21 protein-coding genes are annotated in these 22,372 nt (G+C 68.7%); 14 read left to right on the top strand and 7 right to left on the bottom strand.

Features of this window, described 5'->3' with window-relative positions; translation table 11 throughout:
* The first annotated feature begins 1 nt into the window (after position 1).
* Complete coding sequence (locus ACL58G_RS19820) at positions 2-688, top strand: choice-of-anchor E domain-containing protein (protein ID WP_413388812.1); 687 nt, start codon at positions 2-4, stop codon at positions 686-688.
* A gap of 7 nt (positions 689-695) precedes the next feature.
* Here the strand turns inward: ACL58G_RS19820 and ACL58G_RS19825 are convergent, their stop codons facing one another.
* Complete coding sequence (locus ACL58G_RS19825) at positions 696-1,472, bottom strand: cupin-like domain-containing protein (protein WP_440968068.1); 777 nt, start codon at positions 1,470-1,472, stop codon at positions 696-698.
* Between the two features lie 121 nt (positions 1,473-1,593).
* On the opposite strand from ACL58G_RS19825, the gene ACL58G_RS19830 reads away from it, so the two are divergent.
* The gene (locus tag ACL58G_RS19830) at positions 1,594-2,001 is read left to right on the top strand and encodes a DoxX family protein (RefSeq protein ID WP_440962896.1); all 408 of its coding nucleotides are present in this window, start codon (positions 1,594-1,596) and stop codon (positions 1,999-2,001) included.
* On the opposite strand, the gene ACL58G_RS19835 is transcribed toward ACL58G_RS19830, so the two are convergent.
* The 3 genes from ACL58G_RS19835 to ACL58G_RS19845 are packed head-to-tail and all read right to left on the bottom strand — an operon-like array spanning position 1,994 to position 5,170.
* Entirely contained in the window at positions 1,994-3,316 is a 1,323-nt protein-coding gene (locus ACL58G_RS19835; protein ID WP_413388810.1) for an MFS transporter, read from the bottom strand. The two genes, ACL58G_RS19830 and ACL58G_RS19835, sit on opposite strands and share 8 nt — an antisense overlap.
* A 20-nt stretch (positions 3,317-3,336) precedes the next feature.
* On the bottom strand, positions 3,337-4,107 hold the full coding sequence (locus ACL58G_RS19840; protein ID WP_440962897.1) for a substrate-binding domain-containing protein: 771 nt from the start codon (positions 4,105-4,107) through the stop codon (positions 3,337-3,339).
* Between the two features lie 13 nt (positions 4,108-4,120).
* On the bottom strand, positions 4,121-5,170 hold the full coding sequence (locus ACL58G_RS19845) for a porin (RefSeq protein ID WP_413388808.1): 1,050 nt from the start codon (positions 5,168-5,170) through the stop codon (positions 4,121-4,123).
* Between the two features lie 134 nt (positions 5,171-5,304).
* Between ACL58G_RS19845 and ACL58G_RS19850 the strand changes: the two genes are divergently transcribed.
* Positions 5,305-6,180, top strand: coding sequence for a LysR substrate-binding domain-containing protein (locus ACL58G_RS19850; RefSeq protein ID WP_440962898.1), 876 nt, complete (start codon positions 5,305-5,307; stop codon positions 6,178-6,180).
* Positions 6,181-6,204: 24 nt separating this feature from the next.
* Here ACL58G_RS19850 and ACL58G_RS19855 read toward each other — a convergent pair whose 3' ends face one another.
* Positions 6,205-7,071, bottom strand: coding sequence for a DMT family transporter (locus ACL58G_RS19855; RefSeq protein ID WP_440962899.1), 867 nt, complete (start codon positions 7,069-7,071; stop codon positions 6,205-6,207).
* Positions 7,072-7,152: 81 nt separating this feature from the next.
* Here ACL58G_RS19855 and ACL58G_RS19860 point away from each other — a divergent pair, with 81 nt between their 5' ends.
* From ACL58G_RS19860 to mntP, 11 genes are all read left to right on the top strand, one after another.
* Complete coding sequence (locus ACL58G_RS19860) at positions 7,153-8,070, top strand: LysR family transcriptional regulator (RefSeq protein ID WP_440962900.1); 918 nt, start codon at positions 7,153-7,155, stop codon at positions 8,068-8,070.
* A gap of 132 nt (positions 8,071-8,202) precedes the next feature.
* A complete protein-coding gene (locus ACL58G_RS19865) occupies positions 8,203-9,432 on the top strand; it encodes an ABC transporter substrate-binding protein (RefSeq protein WP_440962901.1) in 1,230 nt (409 codons plus the stop codon).
* Position 9,433: 1 nt separating this feature from the next.
* Entirely contained in the window at positions 9,434-10,321 is an 888-nt protein-coding gene (locus ACL58G_RS19870; RefSeq protein WP_413388803.1) for a carbohydrate ABC transporter permease, read from the top strand.
* Between the two features lie 2 nt (positions 10,322-10,323).
* On the top strand, positions 10,324-11,250 hold the full coding sequence (locus ACL58G_RS19875) for a carbohydrate ABC transporter permease (protein ID WP_413389121.1): 927 nt from the start codon (positions 10,324-10,326) through the stop codon (positions 11,248-11,250).
* A gap of 3 nt (positions 11,251-11,253) precedes the next feature.
* Positions 11,254-12,306 carry an ABC transporter ATP-binding protein gene (locus ACL58G_RS19880; RefSeq protein ID WP_413388802.1) on the top strand — a complete coding sequence of 351 codons (1,053 nt, stop codon included), beginning with the start codon at positions 11,254-11,256 and terminating at the stop codon, positions 12,304-12,306.
* Positions 12,307-12,358: 52 nt separating this feature from the next.
* Positions 12,359-13,387: a LacI family DNA-binding transcriptional regulator gene (locus tag ACL58G_RS19885; protein ID WP_413388801.1), complete on the top strand. Its 1,029-nt coding sequence runs from the start codon at positions 12,359-12,361 to the stop codon at positions 13,385-13,387.
* Between the two features lie 89 nt (positions 13,388-13,476).
* Positions 13,477-14,856, top strand: a complete 1,380-nt coding sequence (locus tag ACL58G_RS19890) for a GH1 family beta-glucosidase (protein WP_440962902.1) — start codon at positions 13,477-13,479, stop codon at positions 14,854-14,856.
* Between the two features lie 111 nt (positions 14,857-14,967).
* Positions 14,968-17,478 carry a glycoside hydrolase family 3 N-terminal domain-containing protein gene (locus ACL58G_RS19895; protein WP_440962903.1) on the top strand — a complete coding sequence of 837 codons (2,511 nt, stop codon included), beginning with the start codon at positions 14,968-14,970 and terminating at the stop codon, positions 17,476-17,478.
* Positions 17,479-17,640 (top strand): glucokinase, encoded by a 162-nt coding sequence (locus ACL58G_RS19900; protein WP_440962904.1) that lies wholly within the window; start codon positions 17,479-17,481, stop codon positions 17,638-17,640.
* A 19-nt stretch (positions 17,641-17,659) separates the two neighbouring features.
* Positions 17,660-18,919 carry a sugar MFS transporter gene (locus ACL58G_RS19905; protein WP_440962905.1) on the top strand — a complete coding sequence of 420 codons (1,260 nt, stop codon included), beginning with the start codon at positions 17,660-17,662 and terminating at the stop codon, positions 18,917-18,919.
* A gap of 212 nt (positions 18,920-19,131) precedes the next feature.
* Positions 19,132-19,701, top strand: coding sequence for a manganese efflux pump MntP (mntP, locus tag ACL58G_RS19910; RefSeq protein ID WP_413339827.1), 570 nt, complete (start codon positions 19,132-19,134; stop codon positions 19,699-19,701).
* Here mntP and ACL58G_RS19915 read toward each other — a convergent pair whose 3' ends face one another.
* A complete protein-coding gene (locus ACL58G_RS19915) occupies positions 19,702-20,856 on the bottom strand; it encodes an acyltransferase family protein (RefSeq protein ID WP_440962906.1) in 1,155 nt (384 codons plus the stop codon).
* Entirely contained in the window at positions 20,853-22,364 is a 1,512-nt protein-coding gene (locus ACL58G_RS19920) for a tryptophan halogenase family protein (RefSeq protein ID WP_440962907.1), read from the bottom strand. The genes ACL58G_RS19915 and ACL58G_RS19920 overlap by 4 nt, the downstream gene beginning before the upstream one ends.
* Positions 22,365-22,372 lie beyond the last annotated feature (8 nt).

The raw sequence follows: 22,372 nt of genomic DNA on the forward strand, positions 1-22,372 counted from the left end.
CATGAAAAAGACACTTGCAGCCCTGGCGGCAACCGCCGCATTCCTCCCGTTCGCATCCGCGCAAGCGAGCACGCTGAGCTATTCCGACAGTGTCGCCCTGGCCACGACCAACTGGTCGAACACCTTGTCGTTTTCGAAATTCGACACCAGCCTCGGTAACCTGACCTCGATCCGCTTCGACCTGTCCGGCGTCGTGCAGGGCAACGGCAATGCGGAAAGCCTGGATGCGACGGCCTCCACCGTGACCCTGTCGCTGGGTTCGCTGCTGGGCCTGACCCGTCCGGACAACAGCACGCTGGTCGTGACGAACCCGGTGTTCAGCCAGACCTTCGATTTCAGCGCGTTCGACGGCAGCATCAACTTCGACGGCACGTCGGGCGGCTCGACCGGTTCCGTATCGGCGTCGGGCGCGAACTTCTTCGTCAGCAGCAGCGCGAGCGATTTCGCCCTGTTCTCGGCGCTGGGCGGCGGCACGATCAACCTGGGCCTGAACGCCGTCGGCGCGTCGAGCGGCAACGGTTCGGGCAACCTGATCACGCAATTCAGCACGGCCGCATCGGGCGTCGCGAAGGTCACCTACACGTACACCGCGCCGTCGACGGACCTGCCGGAACCAGCCAGCCTGGCGCTGATCTGCGGCGGCCTGGGCCTGCTGGGCGCCGCGCGCCGCCGCAAGCACAAGGCCTAAGCGCCGCTCAGGGCGCTGCCCGCCGCAGCGAAGGCTCGTCCTTCAGCGCGAGCGGCATCGCCCTGGCCCAGCGGTTGACGGACAAGGCGAACGTCAATGCCCGCACCTGGTGATACCAGCCGGCGGGCACGTACAGCATTTCCCCGGGCTCGACGATGCATTCGACCGGCGCCGCCCGGCGCGCGAGCGGATACGCATCGAAATCGGGCCGCTCCGGATCGAACGGGGACCCGAACAGCACCGGATTCGCCTCGCGCACGTACAGGAACTCGTCGTGGTGGGGCGGAACGAGGAAGATCCTTTTCGTGCCCCAGATCTGCGCGAAGATATTGTCGTCGTAGTCGCAATGCAGCGGCGTCACCGTGCCGGCGGGGCCGAGCCAGAAGCGGGGCGGTCCCATCTTGCCGAAGTAGCCGGGCCAGTGGCACATCGCATTCAATGCATTGATTTCCAGGTTGCCGACATACGGCGGCAAGCCGTCCCGCCAATCCGCGACGAGATCCAGGTACTCGCCCATCGCCAGGTCCCGCATCGCGCGGTCCGGCGCGAACGCCGTGCCGATGTAGTCGCCCACGCGGGCGCGCACGGGCACGTCGCCGAACCTTGCGCGCAATGCCGCCGGCGTGAAGGTGCACAGCGGCCAGCGGCCGACGAGGCCCGTGATCATGAACGGCAGGCCACGTTCGGCCTGCGCGAGGAAGGCGGCGCGATCGAGCGTCCTGAAACGGGGGACGGCGGTCAGGGGCGGGAGTTTGCGTGATGCGTCACGGATGGCGTCGCGCATGGCGGCGATCGACGTCACGCCGCGCACGCGGGCATTCTTGTCGGGATCAGGAATCAACGGCTGGTTCTCTTCAGGTGGCGTACCATGGAAGTATACAGTCGTGTTCACACCAGGAGGGAATATGGAAAACCGGATGGACGATGGGGGCAAGCTGGTCCTGCGTGCCGTGCTGGCCGTGTTGATCCTGTTTCACGGCGTGTCGAAGCTGATCGGCGGCGTCGGCTTCATCAGCGGCATGCTGGTCAAGGCGGGGCTGCCGGGCGCCCTGGCCTACCTCGTATACATCGGCGAAGTGATCGCGCCGCTGCTGATCCTGTTCGGCGTGTTCACGCGCGCCGCGGCGCTCGTCGTGGTCGTGAACATGATCGTCGCGCTGCTGCTGGTCCACACGAGCCAGTTCTTCACCCTGAACGACACGGGCGGCTGGGCGCTCGAACTGCAGGGGATGTATCTCGGCGCCGCCGTCGCCATCGCCCTGCTGGGTGCGGGGCGCTACAGCGTCGGCGGCGCGGCGGGCCGCTTCAATTGACGGCCACGCGCTCCTTCACGATGCCGCGGTAGACGAGGAAGGTCGCGAACAGGCTGATCGCGGCGGCACCCGCCATCCACCAGCCGGGTGCGGCCTTGTCGCCCGTGGCGTCGATCAGCCACGTCGAGAACAGCGGCGTCATGCCGCCGAACAGCGCGGTCGCGAGGCTGTACGCGAGCGAGAACCCGGTCGTGCGTACCTGCAGCGGGATGATTTCCGTGAGGGCGACGATGGTGGCGCCGTTATAGCTGCCATACAGGAACGACAGCCACAGCTCGATCATCACCATGTTGCCGAAGCTGGGATGCGCGATCAGCCACGACAGCGCGGGATACGCCGTGACGGCGGCCAGCGCCGAACAGACGGCCATCACGGGCCAGCGGCCGATGCGGTCCGACAGGGCGCCCATCACGGGCAGCCAGATGAAGTTCGACACGCCGACGCACAGCGTCACGAGCAGGCTTTCCTCGGTGGAGAGTTTCAGCACGCTCTTGCCGAACGTGGGCGTGTACACGGTGATCAGGTAGAACGCGACGGTCGTCATCACGACCAGCATGGCGCCGGCCGTCACGATGGGCCAGTTCAGCGTCAGCGTGCGCATCACCTGCGCAAACGTCGGGTGCGATTTCTGCGCGAGATACGCCTGCGTCTCCTGCAGCGAGCGGCGGATGTAGAACACGACCGGGATGATCGAGCAGCCGATGAAGAACGGGATGCGCCAGCCCCAGTCGGCGATGACGTCCTTCGGCATCGCGTGGTTCAGGCCATAGCCCAGTGCGGCGGAAAACACGACGGCCACCTGCTGGCTGGCCGACTGCCAGCTCACGTAATAGCCCTTGTTGCCCGGCGTCGCCATCTCGGACAGGTAGACCGACACGCCGCCCAGTTCCACGCCCGCCGAAAAGCCCTGCAGCAGGCGGCCGGCCAGCACGAGCAGCGGCGCCATGAGGCCGATGGTCGCGTAGCCGGGCACGAACGCGATCAGCGCGGTGCCCGATGCCATGATGCCGAGCGTGAGCACGAGACCCTTGCGGCGGCCGATGCGGTCGACGTAGCTGCCCAGGAAGATGGCGCCCAGCGGGCGCATGAAGAAGCCGGCGCCGAACGTGGCGAACGTCATCATCAGCGCGGCGTACTCGCTGGTCGCCGGGAAGAACGCGGCCGCGATCTGGTTCGCGTAGAAGCCGAACAGGAAGAAATCGTACATCTCGATGAAATTGCCGCTCGTGACGCGGATGACGGCGCCGAGCTTCGATGGCCCGCGCGCGGGTGCTGCTGTCGCGGCGCGCGCCGCGACGGTCGATTGACTGGTCATGATGTGTCTCCGGAGTGGGTTCAGTGCGGGGCCGCGGCGGGTTCGAGCCCGGTGGCCTCGATGGCGGGCGCGTTCGCGGGCGCCGCGAGGAAGCGGAGCAGGGCGCGGCCCGCGTCCGCATGGGCAGCGCCGCGCACGATGGCGCCGGCGAACTGCGTCTTCAGCTGGACTTCGGCCGGCAGCACGCCGACGATGTCGATGCCCTGCACGGGTTTCAGCTCGCTCCTTTGCTGGCAGCCGAAATCCGCCTCGCCGTGCGCGATGATCTCGCCCACCGGCGTGGCCGGGATCTGCGCGGCCTTGCCCTGCATCTGCTGCTGGATGCCCAGTTTGTCCAGCAGTTCGCGTTTGATGTATTCGCCGCTCGCGCTGTCCGAATACGCCACCTTCGACGCCTGCAGGAAAGCCCGGCGCAGGCCGTCGACGGTGCCGATGTCGGGCTTGGGCACGCCATGGCGCACGGCGCACGCGATCGGGGAATCGGCGAGGACGACCTTGCTGCCCAGTTCGAGCTTCCCTTCGGTCATCAGCTTGTCCAGTGCGTCGCCGACCATGATGACGACGTCGACATGTTCGCCGCGGGCGAGGCGCGCGGGAATCGCGTTCTTCGTCGCGCCCATCGACGGGCCCCACTCGGACACGAGCTTGTCGCCGCTCGCGCGCTCGTACGGCCCGGACAAGTCCTTGTAGGCCTGGGCGAAACCGCCCGAGCTGACGACGTGCACGTCGGTGGCGTGGGCGACGCCGGCGGTGGCGAAGGCGAGGGCGGCGAGGGTGGTCTTGATGTGCATAAGGGTCTCCTTGTCAGAATTTCTGCATGAGGCCGAGCGTGACGCCCGTGCCGTGGCGGTCCCTGGACGCGGCATCGCCGCGCCAGGCCGTGTAGTCGGCTTCCACGTAGGCCGTGGTGCGCGGCGCGAGTGTCTTTTCGACGAACAGGAAGCCGCGGTCGAAGCCGTCGTCGACGTAGCCGGTGGCCTCGCGCCGCACGCCGTACCAGGCCGTCGTGACGAGCAGGTCGCGGGCCAGCGGGCGGCTCACGCCGGCGGACAGCACGCGCTGGGCGACGCGTTTGGCCGGTCCGGTGTCCGCGTCGTTGCGCGCCGCGTTGGCCTTCAGCTGCCAGGCGCCGAACCGCACGGCGGCGCCGAGGCTCCACGCATCGAGCGGCAGGCCGTCGCGGCTGCGGAACTGCATCGCCGCGCCGGAGACGACCCAGTCCGGGCGCTGGTACGCGAGCGCGACGCCATGGCTGCCCGACGCGCCCGCGTCGCCGGCCACTTCGCCGGCCGAATACGCGGCGCGCGCCTGCCACGGCCCCACGGTCGCCGTGTACTTGACCGTGTTGTCCAGGCGGTAGAAGTTGTCCGCGTAGCCGCTCGGACCATACTGGCGTCCGAAGGCATGCGTGCCGAACGCCGTGTTCGAGAGGCCCGCCACGTTGATGTTCGGGTTGAACGACGCGTCGCGCTTGCCGAGCGGGTCGACGGGGAGCAGGGCGTCGGAGATCAGGTTGGCCTGGCGTCCGACGGCGAGCTGGCCGTAGGGGGAATCGAGGCCGGCCCAGGCCTGGCGGTCGAACAGGCGGTCGCTCTTGGCCTGCGTGCCGGTGTCGGCGTTCATGCCGCCTTCGAGCCGGAACACGGCCTTCCAGCCGCCGCCCAGGTCTTCCTGGCCGCGGATGCCCCAGCGGCTGGTCTGGTTCACGCCGCTCGCGACGGATGTCGTGCTGCCGGGGAGGCCGTCGACGGCGCGCAGGCCGACGTCGACGATGCCGTAGAGATTGACGCCCGTCTGGGCGAAGCAGCTGCCGGTGGCGGCAAGCAATACGGTGAGGGCGCAGGAATGGCGCACGTTGTCTCCTTGTGATGCCTTCTTGGCGAGGCTGATGGGTGAGTCGCTAGATCATCCGACAAAACGAATGATTTGATAATTGCAAATTTCCAGCGTATTCTTGCGCCATGCGCATCAATTACGATCTTCACGACTTGCAGGCATTCGTTGCCGTCGCCGAACGGGCCAGCTTCCGGCAGGCGGCGGCCGACCTGTTCCTGTCCCAGTCGGCGCTGAGCCGGCGCATCGACAAGCTCGAGGACAGCCTCGGTGTGAAGCTGTTCGAACGGACCACGCGCCGCGTGCACCTGACGAACGTCGGCCAGACTTTCCTCGTCAACGTGCGCACGGCGCTGGACGGCCTGGAAGACGCGGTGCTCGGCGTCGCCGACCTGGCGGCCCACCGCACCGGTTCCGTCACGCTCGCGTGCGTGCCGTCCGCCGTGTGGCACTTCCTGCCGGACGTGCTGACGCGCTTCAGCGAGCGCTTCCCGCGCATCCGCGTGCGCGTGCACGACGAGAGCGCGCAGGACGTGCTGAACCTCGTGCTGGCGGGAGAGGCGGATTTCGGCATCAACTTCACCGGCGCGGAAAATCCGGAGATCGAGTTCGAGCCGATCTACGTGGAGAGCTACGTGCTGGCGATGCGCCGCGACCACCGGTTCGCGGCCCGCAAGGAACTCGGCTGGAAGGAGACGGTCGACGAGCGCTACATCTCGGTCGCGAAATCGAGCGGCAACCGGACCGTCATCGACGCGGCGCTGGCCGGCGTCGAAAAGCACCCGGTGATCCTGTGCGAGGTGAACCACGTGTCCGGCGTGCTGGCCCTCGTCGAGGCGGGGATGGGCGTGGCCGCGGTGCCCGGCCTGTCCGTGCTGCCGGGGCGGCCGGACACGATCGTCGGCGTGCCGCTCGTGAACCCGGCGATCCACCGGACGCTGGGCCTGATCGCCAAGCGCAACCACGCGATGGCGCCGGCGGCGCGCACGCTGTTCGACATGCTGAGGGAAGCCTTGGTGCAGCCGTCTTAGTGCAGCCGTCTTAGTGCAGCCGTCTTAGTGAAGGCGTGGGCGGCGCTGGCTCCACAGCAGCCCCGCCAGCACGAGCGCGCCGCCGGCCGCGTGGTAGCCGTGCAGCCGTTCGCCCAGCAGCCCCCACGCGCCCAGCGCGACCAGCAGCGGCAGCAGATTCATGAAGACGGCGGCGCGTGCGGGCCCGATCCGCTTGATGCCGTTCATCCAGCAGAACGGCGCCCCGATCGACGCGGCGGTGCCGGCGTACAGGACCAGCGGCAGGTTGGCGGCCGTGACCGGCGCAGCGGGCGCACACCACCAGAACGGCGCGAGGCAGAGCACGCCGAACCCGATCTGCACATAGAGCTGTTCCCACGTCGACAGCGGCAGCGCCCAGCGCTTGAGCAGGACGCCATACACGGCGTTCGACGCGACGGCGACGACCATCAACGCATCGCCGGGATGCAGTCCGCCGTGGAGCAGCCGGCCCGGCGCGCCCTGCGCCGCGAGGACGATCACGCCGGCCAGCGACAGCAGGGCGCCGCCGATCGTTGCCCGGGTCGGACGCTCGCGCACGGCCAGCGCGGCCAGCAGCGCGGACATCAGCGGCATCGTGGCGACGATCACGCCCATGTTGATCGCGGTCGTCGTCCGCGCCGCCTCGTACGCCAGGCCCTGGTACGTCGCCATGCCGAGGGCGCCCAGCAGCGCCAGTTTCGGCCAGTGCCGCGCCACGACGGCGCGCTTGCGCCACACGGCGCGCGCGACGAACGGCGTGAGGATCGCGCCGGCGAGCACCCAGCGATAGAAGGCGATGGCGGCCGGTGCGATGGCGGTGGCCGCGGATTTGGTGACGAGCGTGTTGCCGGTCCAGATGCACACGGCCAGCAGGGGAAAGAGTGTGTTCATGCCGCCATCATCGGCGGACCGCGGGCCGTGCGTAAAGTGATATCCTTGCAGGCAACCCGTGCACCGTATGCAGCATTCGCGATGACTCTCCAGACCCTCGACCTCAATCTCCTCGTCGACCTCGACGCCCTGCTGCAGGCGGGCAGCGTGGCGGGCGCGGCACAACGCCTGCACGTGAGCGCGCCGGCGATGAGCCGCCGCCTCGCGCGCCTGCGCGACGCGTTCGGCGACCCGCTGTTCGTGCCGGCCGGGCGCGGCCTCGTGCCGACGTCGCGTGCGCTGGCGCTGCGCGAGGCGGTCGCCCACGCCATCGACCAGGTGCGCGGCGTGCTGCAGCCGCCGCGCGTGGATTTTGCGACCCTGGAGCGGACGTTCACGATCCGCGCCAACGACGGGTTCGCCGGCGCGTGGGCCGCAAGGCTGGCGGCGGCGATGCGCGCCGAGGCGCCGGGCACCGCGCTGCAGTTCCTGCCGCGTGCGAGCCGGGATCCGGACGCGCTGCGCAGCGGCGAGGTCGACCTCGACATCCTCGTCGTGAAGGGGCCGGAGCCGGGCATCCTCACGGAGCGGCTGTTCACGGCGCCGTTCGTGGGCGTCGTCCGGCGCGGCCACCCCTTGTGCGCCGGGCGCCGCCGCGCCGGAATCACGCCGGAGGGATTCGTCGCGTGGCAGCACATCGCCACGTCGCCCGGCCGGCGCTCGTGCGCGGCCGTCGACGCGGCCCTGGCCGAGCGCGGCCTGCGCCGCACCGTCGCCCTCGTCGCGCCGGGCTTCCAGGCCGCGCTGGCGATGGCGCTGGCGTCCGACTTCGTCGCCGTGATGCCGGCGCCGTTCGTGCAATGGGCGATGGCGACGATGCCGTTGCAGACGTTTGCGCTCCCGTTCGCGCTGCCGGCCGTGGACGTGGAACAGTGCTGGCACCAGCGCCAGCATGCGGACCCCGTCCACGCGTGGCTGCGGCGCCACGTCCGGGCCGTGTGCGCGCAGGCGGCAGGCTAGCGCGTTGTTTTGTTTGACACTGATTTTTTTGGGATGTTATAGTCGGACCATGCCCATGGGAACGTTTCCATGGCATGCCGAGTACGTATAAAAAAGGCGCCGGCCTCGCCAGGATGCCATAACGGAGACAGCATGTACGGAACCCGCAGGGCGATGTTGTGCGCCTGGCTGTGCGCGACTACGGTTGCGGCGCATGCCGGTCCACGGGCCGAGGTGATCCACTGGTGGACGTCCGGCGGCGAATCGGCCGCCGTGAAGCAGGTCGAACAGGCCTACCGCGACGCCGGCGGCACGTGGGTCGACACCGCGATCGCGGGCGGCGACCAGTCGCGCGCGGTCACCATCAACCGCATCATCGGCGGCAATCCGCCGACCGCCGCCCAGTTCAACACGTCGAAGCAGTTCCTCGACATCATCGAGGAAGACTTGCTGAATCCCGTCGACGACCTCGCCCGGCGCGACCGCTGGGACCAGGTGCTGCCCGCGCCCATCGTCGACGTGATCAAGGTGCGCGGCCATTGGTACGCCGTGCCGATGAACATCCACATGCAGACGTGGATCTGGTACTCCAAGGCCGCATTCGCGAAGGCCGGCATCGCGCGCGAGCCCGCGACGATGGACGAACTGTTCGCCGCACTCGACAAGCTGAAGGCCGCCGGCGTGATCCCGCTCGCGCATGGCGGCCAGGCGTGGCAGGACATCCTGCTGTTCTCGATGGTCCTGTCGAACATGGGGGGGCGCGACCTGTACCTGAAGGTGATCCGGGACCGTGACCAGGTGGCGATCCGTTCCGCCGAATTCCGCAAGGTGCTCGTCGCCTACAAGCGCCTGCAGGCTTACGTCGATCCGGCGTCGCCGGGCCGCAACTGGAACGACGCGACGGCGCTCGTCATCGGCGGCAAGGCGGGCATGCAGATCATGGGCGACTGGGCCAAGGGAGAATTCATCGCCGCCGGCCAGGCGCCGGGCCGCCAGTTCGGCTGCCTGCCGGGCCTGGGCGCGGACAGCCCCTACCTGATCCAGGGCGACGTGTTCGTGTTCCCGAAAACGGACGACGCCGGCGCGCTGCGCGCGCAGAAGCTGCTCGCGAGCGTGGTCGACAAGCCGGACGTGCAGCTCGCGTTCAACAAGCTGAAAGGTTCGGTGCCCGTGCGCCTGGATGCGGACGACAGCCAGTTCGACGCGTGCGCGCGCAAGGGCATGGCGATCCTGCGCGATCCGAAGCGGCCCGTCGGCGTCGCCGAGGTGTACCTGACGCCGGACCAGAATGGCGCGCTGCAGGATGTGCTGACCGCCTACTGGAATACCAACATGCCCGTCGAACGGGCCCAGAACAGCATCGCGTCGGCGCTGCGCTACTGACATGGCGACCTTACGACTCACGCGCGTCACGCCGTACACCGCGCTGCTGCCGATGGCCCTCGTGGCCGCACTCGGCTATCTCGGCGCCGGCCTGTGGACGTTTTATATTTCGCTGACCGGCTCGCGCACGTTCCCGTCCGGGCACTTCATCGGCCTCGCCCAATACCACCGGCTGTTCGACAACGAGCGTTGGATGCTCTCGCTGCACAACCTGGCCGCGTACGGCGTGCTGTTCGTGCTGGCCTGCTTGGTCATCGGCTTTTTGCTCGCGGTAGTCATCGACCAGAACGCGATGTGGAAAATGAGGGGCGAGGGCGTGTTCCGCACGATCTTCCTGTACCCGTACGCCATGTCGTTCGTGGCGACGGGCCTCGTGTGGCAATGGCTGCTGACGCCGGGCGACGGCATCGACGGCAGCCTGCGCGCGCTCGGGTTCCACGACCTCCGCTTCGACTGGATCGTGTCGCAGGACTTCGCCATCCATACCGTCGTCATCGCCACCGTGTGGCAGATGTCCGGCCTCGTGATGGCGCTGATGCTGGCGGGCCTGCGCGGCGTCGACCCGGAAATCTGGAAGGCGGCACGCCTGGACGGCATCCCCGCGTGGCGCGTCTACGCCCAGATCATCCTGCCGATGCTGTGGCCCACCATCGCCACCGTCCTGCTGTTGCTGGCGACCGCGGTGGCGAAGCTGTACGATGCCGTCGTCGCGATGACGCAGGGCGGCCCCGGCATCGCCAGCGAAGTGCCTGCGAAATTCATCATGGACCACCTGTTCCTGCGCTCGAACGTGGGCCTCGCGTCGGCCGGCGCGATCGTGCTGCTCGTGCCGGTGCTCGCGCTGCTCGCGCCCTATGCCTATGCCCGCAGCCGCAAGGAGGCCGCATGAAAATGGAATCGATCGTCCCGCCGCTGCCGGCGACGACACCCGTCGCCGCGCCACGGAAGGTGGTCCGGCGCGCGCGCCGCCGCTGGACACCGGCCCGCATCGGCCTGTATGTGTTCCTGCTGGGCGCCGCGCTGTTCTTCCTGCTGCCGCTGTACGTGATGATCGTGACGTCGCTGAAGTCGATGGACGAGATCCGCCAGGGCGGCATCTTCGCGCTGCCGCACGCGCTCACGCTGGAGCCGTGGCGCCTCGCGTGGAGCGGCGTGTGCACGGGCGCCGCTTGCGACGGCGTGCGCACCGGGTTCTGGAATTCCGTCGCCATCACCGTGCCGTCGACAATCCTGCCAATCTTGCTGGGCGCCGTGAACGGCTACGCGCTGTCGTTCTGGCGGCCGCGCGGCGCGAACCTCCTGTTCGGCATCCTGATGGCGGGCGCGTTCGTGCCCGTGCAGGTGATGATCTATCCGCTCGTGCGCGTGCTGGCGCTGGCAGGCATCTTCGGCTCGCTGCCGGCGATCGTGCTCGTGCACCTGGTCTTCGGCATGCCCGTGATGACCTTGTTGTTCCGGAATTACTACTGCAACGTGCCGCACGAGCTGTTCCAGGCCGCGCGCATCGATGGCGGCGGGTTCTGGCGCATCTTCCTGCAGGTGATGCTGCCGATGTCGCTGCCGGTCGTCGTCGTCGCGGCGATCATGCAGGTGACGGGCGTGTGGAACGACTACATCCTCGGCCTGGTGTTCGCGGGGCGCGACAACATGCCGATGATGGTCCAGCTGAACAACGTGATCAACACGACGACCGGCGTGCGGCAGTACAACGTGAACATGGCGGCGACGATCCTCACGGCGCTCGTGCCGCTCGCGCTGTACTTTTTCTCGGGCCGCTGGTTCGTGCGCGGCATCGCCGCCGGCGCCGTGAAAGGATAGGGAATGGCGAACGTCTCGCTGCGCAAACTGAACATCGTCCTGGGCGGCAAGCCCATCATCCGCGACCTCGACCTGTGCGTGGAACCCGGCGAATTCCTCGTGCTGCTGGGGCCCTCAGGCTGCGGCAAGTCGACGCTGCTGCACAGTATCGCGGGCCTCGTCGACAGCGCTTCCGGCGCGATCGAGATCGGCGGGCGCGACATGACGGACGCCGATCCGAGCGAACGCGGCATCGGCATGGTGTTCCAGTCGTATGCGCTGTACCCGACGATGACCGTCGAGGACAATATGTCGTTCGGCCTGCGCATCGCCGGCACGCCGAAGGCCGAGATCCGGCGCCGCGTGGACCGCGCCGCCGCCATGCTGCAACTCGATGCGCTGCTGCGCCGCAAGCCCGCGCAGCTGTCGGGCGGGCAGCGGCAACGTGTCGCGATCGGGCGCGCGCTCGTGCGCGAGGCGCAGGTGTTCCTGTTCGACGAACCGCTGTCGAACCTGGACGCGAAGCTGCGCGCGGAACTGCGGCGCGAACTGAAACTGCTGCACCAGACGCTCGGCTCGACGATGATCTACGTGACGCACGACCAGGTGGAAGCGATGACGCTCGCGACCCGCATCGTCGTCATGCAGGGCGGAGAGATCCAGCAGATCGGTACGCCGCTGGACGTGTACGAGCGCCCCGCGAACCGCTTCGTCGCGGGCTTCCTCGGCGCGCCGGCGATGGCGTTCGTGGAAGGCACGCTGGATGCGCACGGACGTTTCGAGGCGGACGGCATGCGCTATCTGCAGGATGACGCGGCGCGTCCCGCCGGACGATCCGCGGTGCTGGGCATCCGCCCCGAACACGTGGCGATCCGGCCGGACGGCGATTGCGTCGGCGAAGTGACGCTGGTGGAACCGATGGGCAACCACCAGGTCGTGTGGCTGCGCCGCGGGAAGGCGACGCTGGCGTCGCTCGTGCACGACGCGCGCAGCTATGCGCCGGGCGAGCGCGTGGCCTTTTCGATCGATCCGGCGCGGGTGTCGCTGTTCGACCCCGCGAGCGGGAATCGCCTCTGAGCCCGGCAAATGCAGTATCCTTCGGACGAATGACAGCATTGAGGAAGAGTTTGTGGCAACTATCAAGGACGTAGCGAAGCTGGCCGGCGTGGGCCTGGGCACCGCGTCGCGCGTGGTGAGCGGAAAGGGCTCCGTGTCGCCCGCGACGCTGGCACGCGTGAAGAAGGCAATCGACGAGCTGGGTTTCCGGCCCTCGCACGCGGCGCGCGCGCTGCTGTCCGGCACGAGCCGCATGGTCGGCGTGTACATCCCCGTGCTGAGCGGGACGTTCTACACGCCGATCCTGCAGATCATCGACACGGAACTGCGCGCGGCCGGCGTGCACATGGTGCTCGCGTTCGGCGTCGGGCTCGGCGACGAGCGCCGCCAGGCCATCGAGGGCGTCGAATTCCTCGTCGAACGGGGCTGCGACGGCCTCGTCGTGATGACCAGTGCGCTGCTGGAAGAAGACCTGGCCGCGCTGGGCGCGAAGTCCGGCCAGCTCGTTGCGCTGAACCACAGCTTCGATTCCATGCCCGACCAGTGCTTCACCGTCGACCACACGCTGGGCGGCCGCCTCGCGGCGCGCGCGCTGCTGGACCACAAGCACCGCAAGATCGCCGTCGTCGAAGGCCCGCGCCAGCTCGAGGACAACCGCGCCCGCATCGACGGCTTCATGAGCGAGCTGCGCGACAACGGCATCGACCCCGCGAAGATCTGGCGCCTGGAGAGCGACTTTTCGCCGGCCGGCGGCTGGGCCGCAGCCAAGCAGCTGCTCGATTCCGGCTACCCGTGCACGGCGCTGTTCTGCGCGAACGACGAGATGGCCGTGGGCGCGCTGTCCTACTTCCAGGAAGCGGGCATCCGCGTGCCGCACGACCTGTCCGTGCTGGGGTACGACGACACGCCGAGCGCCGCCTTCTCGGCACCGCGCCTCACGTCCGTGCACATGCCGTGGCGCGAGATGACGCAGAACGGCATCAACGCCTTGCTGAACCTGTGCTACGACATGCGCCGTCCCGTCACGCGCGAATTCCCCGTCAGCGTGACGTTGCGCGCCTCGCTGGCCAAGGCCCCGGGCGCGAAGCGAAAGGCGGCCTGACCCGACTTCCCGACCGGCGCGCCGCCGCATGCGCGCCTTTTTTCGCGGCGCCACTGGAAAGCTTTCCAATCATAACGACAAAGACTACGATGACCACCTACGATTTCTTCCCGGGCGCCGACGGCCCCGAACCGCAGGCGCCGCAGCGCGCCGACTTCGGCTCCGATTTCCTGTGGGGCTGCGCCACGTCGTCGTACCAGATCGAGGGCGCCGGCAGCGTCGACGGCCGGGTCGAATCCATCTGGGACCGCTTCGCCGCGACGCCGGGCAAGATCCGCGACGGTTCCTCGGGCGAGGTCGCGTGCGACCATTACCACCGCTGGCCGGTTGATCTCGACATCGGCCGCGACCTCGGCCTGAACGCGTACCGCTTCTCGATCGCCTGGCCGCGCATCTGCGACGGGGTGAGTGAGAAGCCGAATGCGAAGGGCCTCGATTTCTACGACCGCCTCGTCGACGGCATGCTGGAACGGGGCCTGCAGCCGTGGGCCACGCTGTACCACTGGGACCTGCCGCAATGGCTGCAGGACCGGGGCGGCTGGGCGTCGCGCGACACGGTCGGCGCGTTCGTCGACCTGGCCGACGCGGCGACGCGCCGCCTCGGCGACCGTGTGGGCCACTGGATCACGCACAACGAGCCCTGGTGCACGGCCATCATCGGCAATTACGAAGGCTGGCATGCGCCGGGCCTGACCGACCTCGGCACGGCGCTGCAGGTCGCGCACCACGTGCTGCTGTCCCACGGCAGGGCGGTGCCCGCGATCCGCGCGAACGTGCCGGGCGCGCAGGTCGGCATCTCGCTCAGCCTGCACCCGCTGCGGCCCGCGAGCGCCGCGCCGGAGGACGTCGCGGCGATGGAACGCCACGACGGCCTGCGCTACCGCTGGTTCCTCGACCCGCTGTACGGCCGCGGCTACCCGCAAGCGACGCTCGCGCAAGTGGGCAAGGCGGCGCCCGTCGTGCTCCCGGGCGACCTGGACGACATCGCCGTGCCGACCGACTTCCTCGGCGTGAACTACTACTTCCCGGAGACGGTGGCGCACGATCCGGACCACGGCCCGCTCGGCGCCCGCATCCTGCCGGCGCAAGGGGAGATCACGGCGATGGGCTGGCCCGTGGCGCCGCAGGGACTGTCCGAACTGCTGGCCCGGGTCGACCGCGACTACCGTCCCGGCCCGCTGTACGTGACGGAAAACGGCTCGTGCTACGACGACGTGGTGGCGGGAGACGGCGCCGTGCGCGACGTCGAGCGCCGGCGCTACCTGATGCGCCACCTGGCCGCGCTGCGCCAGGCCGTGGCCGATGGCGTGCCCGTGAAAGGCTATTTCGCGTGGAGCCTGCTGGACAATTTCGAGTGGGCGGAGGGCTATCTGCGCCGTTTCGGCCTCGTGCATGTGGATTACGCGACGCAGGAACGCCGGCTGAAGGACAGCGCGAAATGGTATCGCCGGTTCCTGCGCGGGGCGTGAACGCGAGCGGGTGATTGACAGCGCGGGCGTTTGCCGTCAATATCTGCGGGGTCGATTGGAATCGTTTCCAATCGGCCACACACGATAACGAATGACCCCTGGAGACCCCGCATGACCACCCATCGCCCCAGCCACATCCGGCTCGCCGTCGCGTCCGCGCTGGCCGCCGCCGCGTTCTGCGCGACGGCCGCGCCACAGATCACGGCCTGGCCGCACCTGAAGAGCGCCATTGCCCCGGACGCCGCCCTCGAGGCGCGCGTGCGCGAGATCGTCGGCCGCATGACGCTCGCGCAAAAGATCGGCCAGATGACGCAGGCCGAACTGAAGGCCGTGACGCCGGACGACGTGCGCATGTACTACCTCGGCTCCGTGCTGAACGGCGGCGGCAGCTGGCCGCACAACGACAAGCACGCGAGCGCGGCCGACTGGCTGAAGCTCGCGGATGCCTTTTACGACGCGTCGATGGCGACCGACATGGCCGTCAAGGTCCCGATGATCTGGGGCACGGACGCCGTCCATGGTCACAACAACGTCTACGGCGCCACCATGTTCCCCCACAATATCGGCCTCGGCGCCGCGCGTGACCCGGAACTGGTGCAAGCCATTGGCGCCGCCACGGGCAAGGCCGTGCGCGCGACCGGCATCGCATGGGTGTTCGGCCCAACCGTGGCCGTCGTGCGCGACGACCGTTGGGGGCGCACCTACGAAAGCTTTTCGGAAGACCCGCAACTGGTGCGACGCCTGTCCGGCCCGTACGTGGCGGGCCTGCAGGGCGCGCTGAAGGACGACGCGAACGTCATCGCCAGCATCAAGCACTACATGGCCGACGGCGGCACGGAGTTCGGCATCAACATGGGTGTCGCGAAAGTCGGCGAGCGCGACATGATGAATATCCACGCGCAGGGTTACTACGCCGGCATCGAGGCGGGCGCGCAGACCGTCATGGCCTCGTTCAATTCGTGGAACGACGTCGCGGCCGGCAAGGACTACGGCAAGGTGCACGGCAGCCACTATATGCTCACCGATATCCTGAAAGACCGGATGGGCTTCGACGGTTTCGTCGTCACGGACTGGAACGGCCACGGCGAAGTGCCGGGCTGCCGCAACGACAGCTGCGCCCAGGCCATCAACGCGGGCATCGACATGGTCATGGTGCCGAACGACTGGAAGGCCTTTATTTCCAATACGATCGGGGACGTCGAGGCGGGCCGCATCCCGATGGCGCGCATCGACGACGCCGTCGGCCGCATCGTGCGCGTGAAGCTGCGCGCCGGCGTGTTCGGCAAGCGCCCGTCGCAATCCGCCTGGGCCGGCAAGGACGACGCGCTGCTCGCGAAGGACCTGGGCCGCCGCGCCGTGCGCGAATCGCTCGTGTTGCTGAAGAACGAAGGACCGGCGCTGCCGCTGGCCACGAACAAACGCATCCTCGTCGTCGGCAAGGCCGCCGACAGCATGGCCAACCAGACCGGCGGCTGGGCGCTGACGTGGCAGGGCACGGCGAACACGAATGCCGATTTCCCGAAGGCCGAGACGATCCTCGCGGGGCTGAAGGCGGCGGGCAGTAACGTCACGTACAGCGCGGACGCCGCCGGCGTGGACCCGGCCAGGTTCGACGCCGTCATCGCCGTGATCGGCGAGGCGCCGTATGCGGAAGGCGACGGCGACATCGTCCCCTCGGGCACGCTGCGCCATTCGAGCCGCTATCCGGAAGACCTGGCCGTGCTGCAGAAGGTACACGGCAAGGGCAAGCCCGTGGTGACCGTGTTCCTGTCCGGCCGCCCGCTGTGGGTAAACGACTTGCTGAACCTGTCGGACACGTTCATCGCGGCCTGGCTGCCCGGCACGGAAGGCAAGGGCGTCTCGGACCTGCTCGTCGCGGGCAAGGACGCGAAGCCCCATGAATTCCGCGGCAAGCTGTCGTTCTCGTGGCCGAAGTCCGTGTGCCAGACGCCGCTGAACGTGGGAGACGCCGGCTATGCGCCGCTGTTCGCGTACGGCTACGGCCTCGAACGCGGCGAGCGTTCGCACCTCGGCACGCTGGATGCGACGTATCCGGCCGGCGGCTGCAGCGCGTCCGACACGTACCCCGTGTACGGCCAGGCGGACCGCGCGAGCTTCCCGCTGCGGATCGCCAGCGGCACGGCCGTGCAGCCGTTGGGCGCCGACCTCAATGCGGGCACCAGCCTGCCGGGAATCTCGGTCGCCATCGCCCAGATCAAGACGCAGCAGGATGCGAAGCTCGTCTCGTGGACGGCGCCGGCGGTGTTCGAAGCGCACGGCGGCAAGCCGCTCGCGCTGCCCGCCGCGCTCGCGGACAAGGGCGTGCTGCGCTTCGACACGATCGTGCGGCAGGCGCCCGCCGGCAAGGTGACGATCGCAATGGCCTGCGGCGGCACCGCCTGCGGTACGCCGCTGGATGCGACCAGGCTGTTCACGGGCCTGGCCGGCAAGGGGCGGCAGGAGGTCGCGATCCCGCTGGCCTGCTTCCGCGCGCGCGGCGTGGACCTGGCGAGAGTCGACACGCCGTTCCGCGTGGCCAGCGACGGCGCTTTCACGGCCGCCTTCGGCAACGTCGACGTCACCGCGGACACCGGCACCGTCAAATGCGAGGACCTGCGATGAGTGGCTTGCGCCTGCTGGCCGCGCCCGACGTCACGGTGCGCCCGCTTCGAGGGCAAGGGCCGGCTGCGGGCTAACCTGGCGCGCATCCCGACGCGGCTCGTCACCGAACCGTATCCCGCACTGCGCGGCGCGGCCGCGCTGCTCGACGCCGCAACACCATAACCATAACAAAGGAGATTCCATGGCAGCTTCCCCCAACCCGTCCGTGCCCGTGAGCGCGGCATCGTCCGCGGGCGCGACCAACACCGGCCCGCTCGTCATCGTCACGATCCTGTTTTTCATGTGGGGCCTGCTCACGTCGCTGAACGACGTGCTGATCCCGCACCTGAAGGCGATCTACACGCTGAACTACCTGCAGGCGATGCTCGTGCAGTTCTGCTTCTTCGGCGCCTATTTCATCGTGTCGCTGCCGGCCGGCGCGCTGATCCGCCGCATCGGCTACCAGAAAGGCGCCGTCACGGGCCTGTTGATCGCGGCCGGGGGCTGCGCGCTGTTCTATCCGGCCGCGCAGGGCGGCTACGGCCTGTTCCTGTTCGCGTTCTTCGTGCTGGCGGCCGGCATCACGATCCTGCAGGTGGCCGCGAACCCGTACGTGACGGTGCTCGGCCCGGCCGCGACGGCATCGAGCCGCCTGACGCTCACGCAGGCGTTCAACTCGCTGGGCACGACGGTGGGCCCGGCGCTGGGCGGCATGCTGATCCTCGCCGGCGCTAGCACCGTCGCGGCCGACCAGGCGGCGGCCGTGCAGGGACCGTATCTCGCGCTCGCCGCGGCGCTCGCGCTCCTCGCCGGGCTGTTCGCGCTGGCCCGGCTGCCGCGCATCGACCATGCGGATGCCGAGGTGCCCGCTGCGGGTGCCGTCGGCTCCGCGCTGCATCATCGCCATCTCGTGCTGGGCGCCGTCGCCATCTTCCTGTACGTGGGCGGTGAAGTCAGCATCGGCAGCTTCCTCGTCAACTTCCTCGGCGAGCAGCAGGTGGCGGGGCTGCCGGCGGCGCAGGCGGCGAGCTACGTCAGCGTGTACTGGGGCGGGGCGCTGATCGGGCGTTTCATCGGCTTTGCCGTGATGCGCGTCGTCAGCCCCGGCAAGGCGCTCGCGTTCAACGCGCTGCTGGCCATCGCGCTCGTGCTGGCCGCGATCTTCGGCCGGGGCCAGGCCGCGATGTGGGCGATCCTCGCCGTCGGGTTGTGCAATTCGATCATGTTCCCGACGATCTTCAGCATGGCGCTGCACGGCCTGGGACGCCACACGGGCCAGGGCTCCGGCATCCTGTGCATGGCGATCGTGGGCGGCGCCATCGTGCCGTTCCTGCAAGGCTGGCTGGCCGACCGCATCGGCGTGCAGCCGTCGTTCTTCGTGCCGGCGGCCTGCTATGGCTTCATCCTGTTCTTCGGCGTGAAGTATGCGAACCTGCATCGCCAGGGGGCCACCACCGCCTGAGACTGGCCATGCCGGCATCTTTTGCAGTAAAATGCCGGCATCCCATTGGGGAGTAGCCTGCTTCCGCCCTGCGGAAGTTCCCGTATCAACATACTCGACAGCCCCGGCTGACGTGGTACGGGCAGCCGTTTCGGTTGGCAAGACCTTTGGTATGCCTGCGCGTTCATCGGGCCGCGCCGGCATGCCTTCGCGTTTGCCCGACTGGAACCACAATGAATCTCCTCGCCACCGCAGCACTCGCCCTCGCCATGTCCACCGACGCATTCGCCGTCGCCGTCGGCAAGGGCGCCGCGCTGCAACGTCCCCATCTCCGCGAAGCCCTGCGCACGGGCGCCATCTTCGGCGTGATCGAAGGCCTCACGCCCGTCATCGGCTGGGCGCTGGGCCATTGGGCCGCGCCGTATGTCCAGGCGTGGGACCACTGGATCGCGTTCACCCTGCTGGGCGTGCTGGGCCTGCGCATGATGCGCGAAGGCCTGTCGGGCGCGGACGAAGCCGAGGACGACAAGCCGACGAGCCACTCGTTCTGGCTGCTGGCCGTGGCAGGCTTCGCGACGAGTATCGACGCGATGGCCGTCGGCGTGGGCCTCGCATTCATCGACGCGAACATCGTCACGACGGCCGGCGCGATCGGCCTGTCGACGTTCATCATGGTGACGATCGGCGTGATGGTGGGACGCGGCCTCGGCAAGCTGGTGGGCAAGCGCGCCGAATTCGTGGGCGGGCTCGTACTGATCGCGATCGGATCGCTGATCCTGTACGAGCACCTCGGCCAGGGCTGATCAGCCGTTCGCGGCCGGCGCGGCGACCGCCGGCTTGCGCTCCATCCAGCGCCGCGTGAGCCAGGCGCGCACGGGTTCGTCGTAGTACTTCAGCAGCAGCCACGCCAGCGCGACGCAGACGGCGAAGGTAGCCGCGGCGACGGGCACGCCGTCCCGCAACGACACGTGGTTCGCGTTGGTCCACGCCGTGTACGTGTAGACGAACGGATAGTGGACGATGTAGAGCGGATACGACAGCCCGCCCAGCGCGGCGCACACGCGGGCCGTACGGGCGCTTCCCTGCGCACTGGCGCCGAGCCAGATGACGAACGGGAACACGGCGACGATGCACACCGCTTCGTACAGCCCGTTCATCCACAGTGTGTCCGGGCCGCCGATGCGCGGCAACGCCATCGTGGCGAACAGGATCGCGGCGCTGACCGGGAACGCGTACGCGACGCGGCCCGGCCGCACGACGCGCGACAGCAGCAGTCCCGCCAGGAACGGGTAGGCCAGGCGCGTGAACCCGAGCTGGAACTGTGCGGGGTCCAGCGACCAGCCGCCGATCACGTCGCCGTTCGGGCCCGCCAGCAGGTAGTGAACAAGCGCCGCGCCGGCCAGCAGCGCGAGCACGCCGAGGATCCGGTTCGGCAGCCGCCGCAGCACCAGCGCGTACAGCACGTTCGCCACGTATTCGAAGAACAGCGACCATGCCGGGCCGTTCAGGGGATGCATCTCGGCCCAGCCACGGAGGTCCATGCTGGGTGGCACCGGCAGCAGGGTCATGCCGATCACCATGATCAGCAGCACGCGCCACAGGGGCGTGTCCGCGATCATCGGGAACAGCGGCCCGGCCTGGAAATAGAACATCAGCGCGCCGATCGCCATCGCGACGACGATCATCGGATGCAGGCGGATCAGCCGGCGCTGGAAGAACTCGCCCAGCGACATGCGCCGCCAGCGGTCGTCGTAGGCATAGCCGATCACGAAGCCGGACAGCAGGAAGAAGAAGTCGACCGCCAGGTAGCCGTGGTTGATCACCTGCGCGAAGCGGTTGACGGCATGCGCCTCGCACAGGTGGAACGCGACGACCGTCAGCGCCGCGACGCCGCGCAGGCCGTCGAGGACGGGGTAGTGCCGCCTGGTGTCGGCGAAGCCGCCGGCCGCCGCCGTCACGGCTTGCCCGCCGGGCAGTAGCGCTCCACGTATTGCTGGTGCGGCGGCAGTTGCGACGCCGTGCGGCGCACGCCGTTCCGGATGCCGTCCAGGAAGCCGCGCAGCTCGTCGTCGCCCATCAGGTCCGCGCTCGGATGCCAGCGTTCGGGCGTGAGGCCCTGGCCCAGCATCACCTGCACCCACGAGTTTTCCGCAAAGAGTTCGTTCCCTTCGCGGAAGACGCGGGCGCCGCCGCGGAACAGGTCGATGCGGTGCTGCAGGCTGTCCGGCACCGGCATCAATGCCGCGTCGTGCCAGTACGGCGTGTCGCGCCGGTTCGTGACCTTGTAATGCAGGATGATGAAGTCGCGGATCGTGCGGATGTCTTCCTCGGTCTGCAGGTTGAATTCGTCGACGTCCGCCTGCTGGATGCCGTAAGTCGGGAACGTCTGCAGCAGGCGCACGATGCCGCGCTGGATCAGGTGGATGCTCGTCGATTCGATCGGTTCCAGGAAGCCGCTCGCGAGGCCCAGGCCGATGCAGTTGCCGACCCAGACCTTCTTGCGCTGGCCCGGCGTGAAGCGGATCACGCGCGGCTCCGTGAGGACCTTCCCCTCGATGTTGCCGAGCAGCGTGGCGCGTGCCGTGGCTTCGTCCGTGTAGCGGCTGGAGAACACGACGCCGTTGCCCGTGCGGTGCTGCAGCGGGATGCGCCATTGCCAACCCCAGTCGTGCGCCATCGAGCGCGTCAGCGGCACGGCCGGGCCGGTGGATTCCGTCTGTACGGCGATCGCGCAGTCGTTGAACAGCCATTGCGACCAGTCTTCGTACTCGGCGCCCATCGTCTGGCCCAGCAGCAGCGAGCGGAAGCCCGTGCAGTCGATGAACAGGTCGCCCTCGACGCGTGTGCCCGAATCCAGCACGAGCGCGGTGATGTGGCCTGTGGCCGGGTCGGTGTCGACGCTGGCGATCTTCGCTTCGATGCGCTCGGCGCCGAAGTGCTCGGAAAAGCGGCGCAGGTAGCGGGCGTAGCGCGTCGCGTCCAGGTGGTAGGCATAGTTGATGCCCTGGTTCGGCAGGTGGCCGAAGCGCTTTTCCTGTGACGCGACCAGTTCCAGGCAGTAGTCGCCGTAGTCGCCGGCGAGGCCGCGGTCGCGGCCCTTCAGCCAGAAGTGCTGGAAGCCGGCCGTCCAGTGGTCGGTGCCCGTCATGCCGAACGAGTGGATATAGTCTTCGCCGCGCGCGCGCCAGCTTTCGAAGCTGATGCCCAGCTTGAACGTGGCCTGCGTGGCGGCCATGAATTCCTGTTCGCCGATGTCGAGCAGGCGGTGGAAGTGCACGAGGCTCGGGATCGTCGCCTCGCCCACGCCGACGGTCCCGATGTCGTCCGACTCGACGAGCTTGATGTCGACGACCTTGCCGAGGGTGCGCGCCAGCGCCGCCGCGGCCATCCAGCCGGCGGTGCCGCCGCCGGCGATGACGACGCGCCGGATCGGGCGGCCGCGTCCTTGTTGGTTGTTGTTCTCCATGTCTCTAC

The sequence above is a fragment of the Massilia sp. GER05 genome, assembly GCF_052056005.1.
Lineage (GTDB): Bacteria > Pseudomonadota > Gammaproteobacteria > Burkholderiales > Burkholderiaceae_D > Telluria > Telluria orientalis.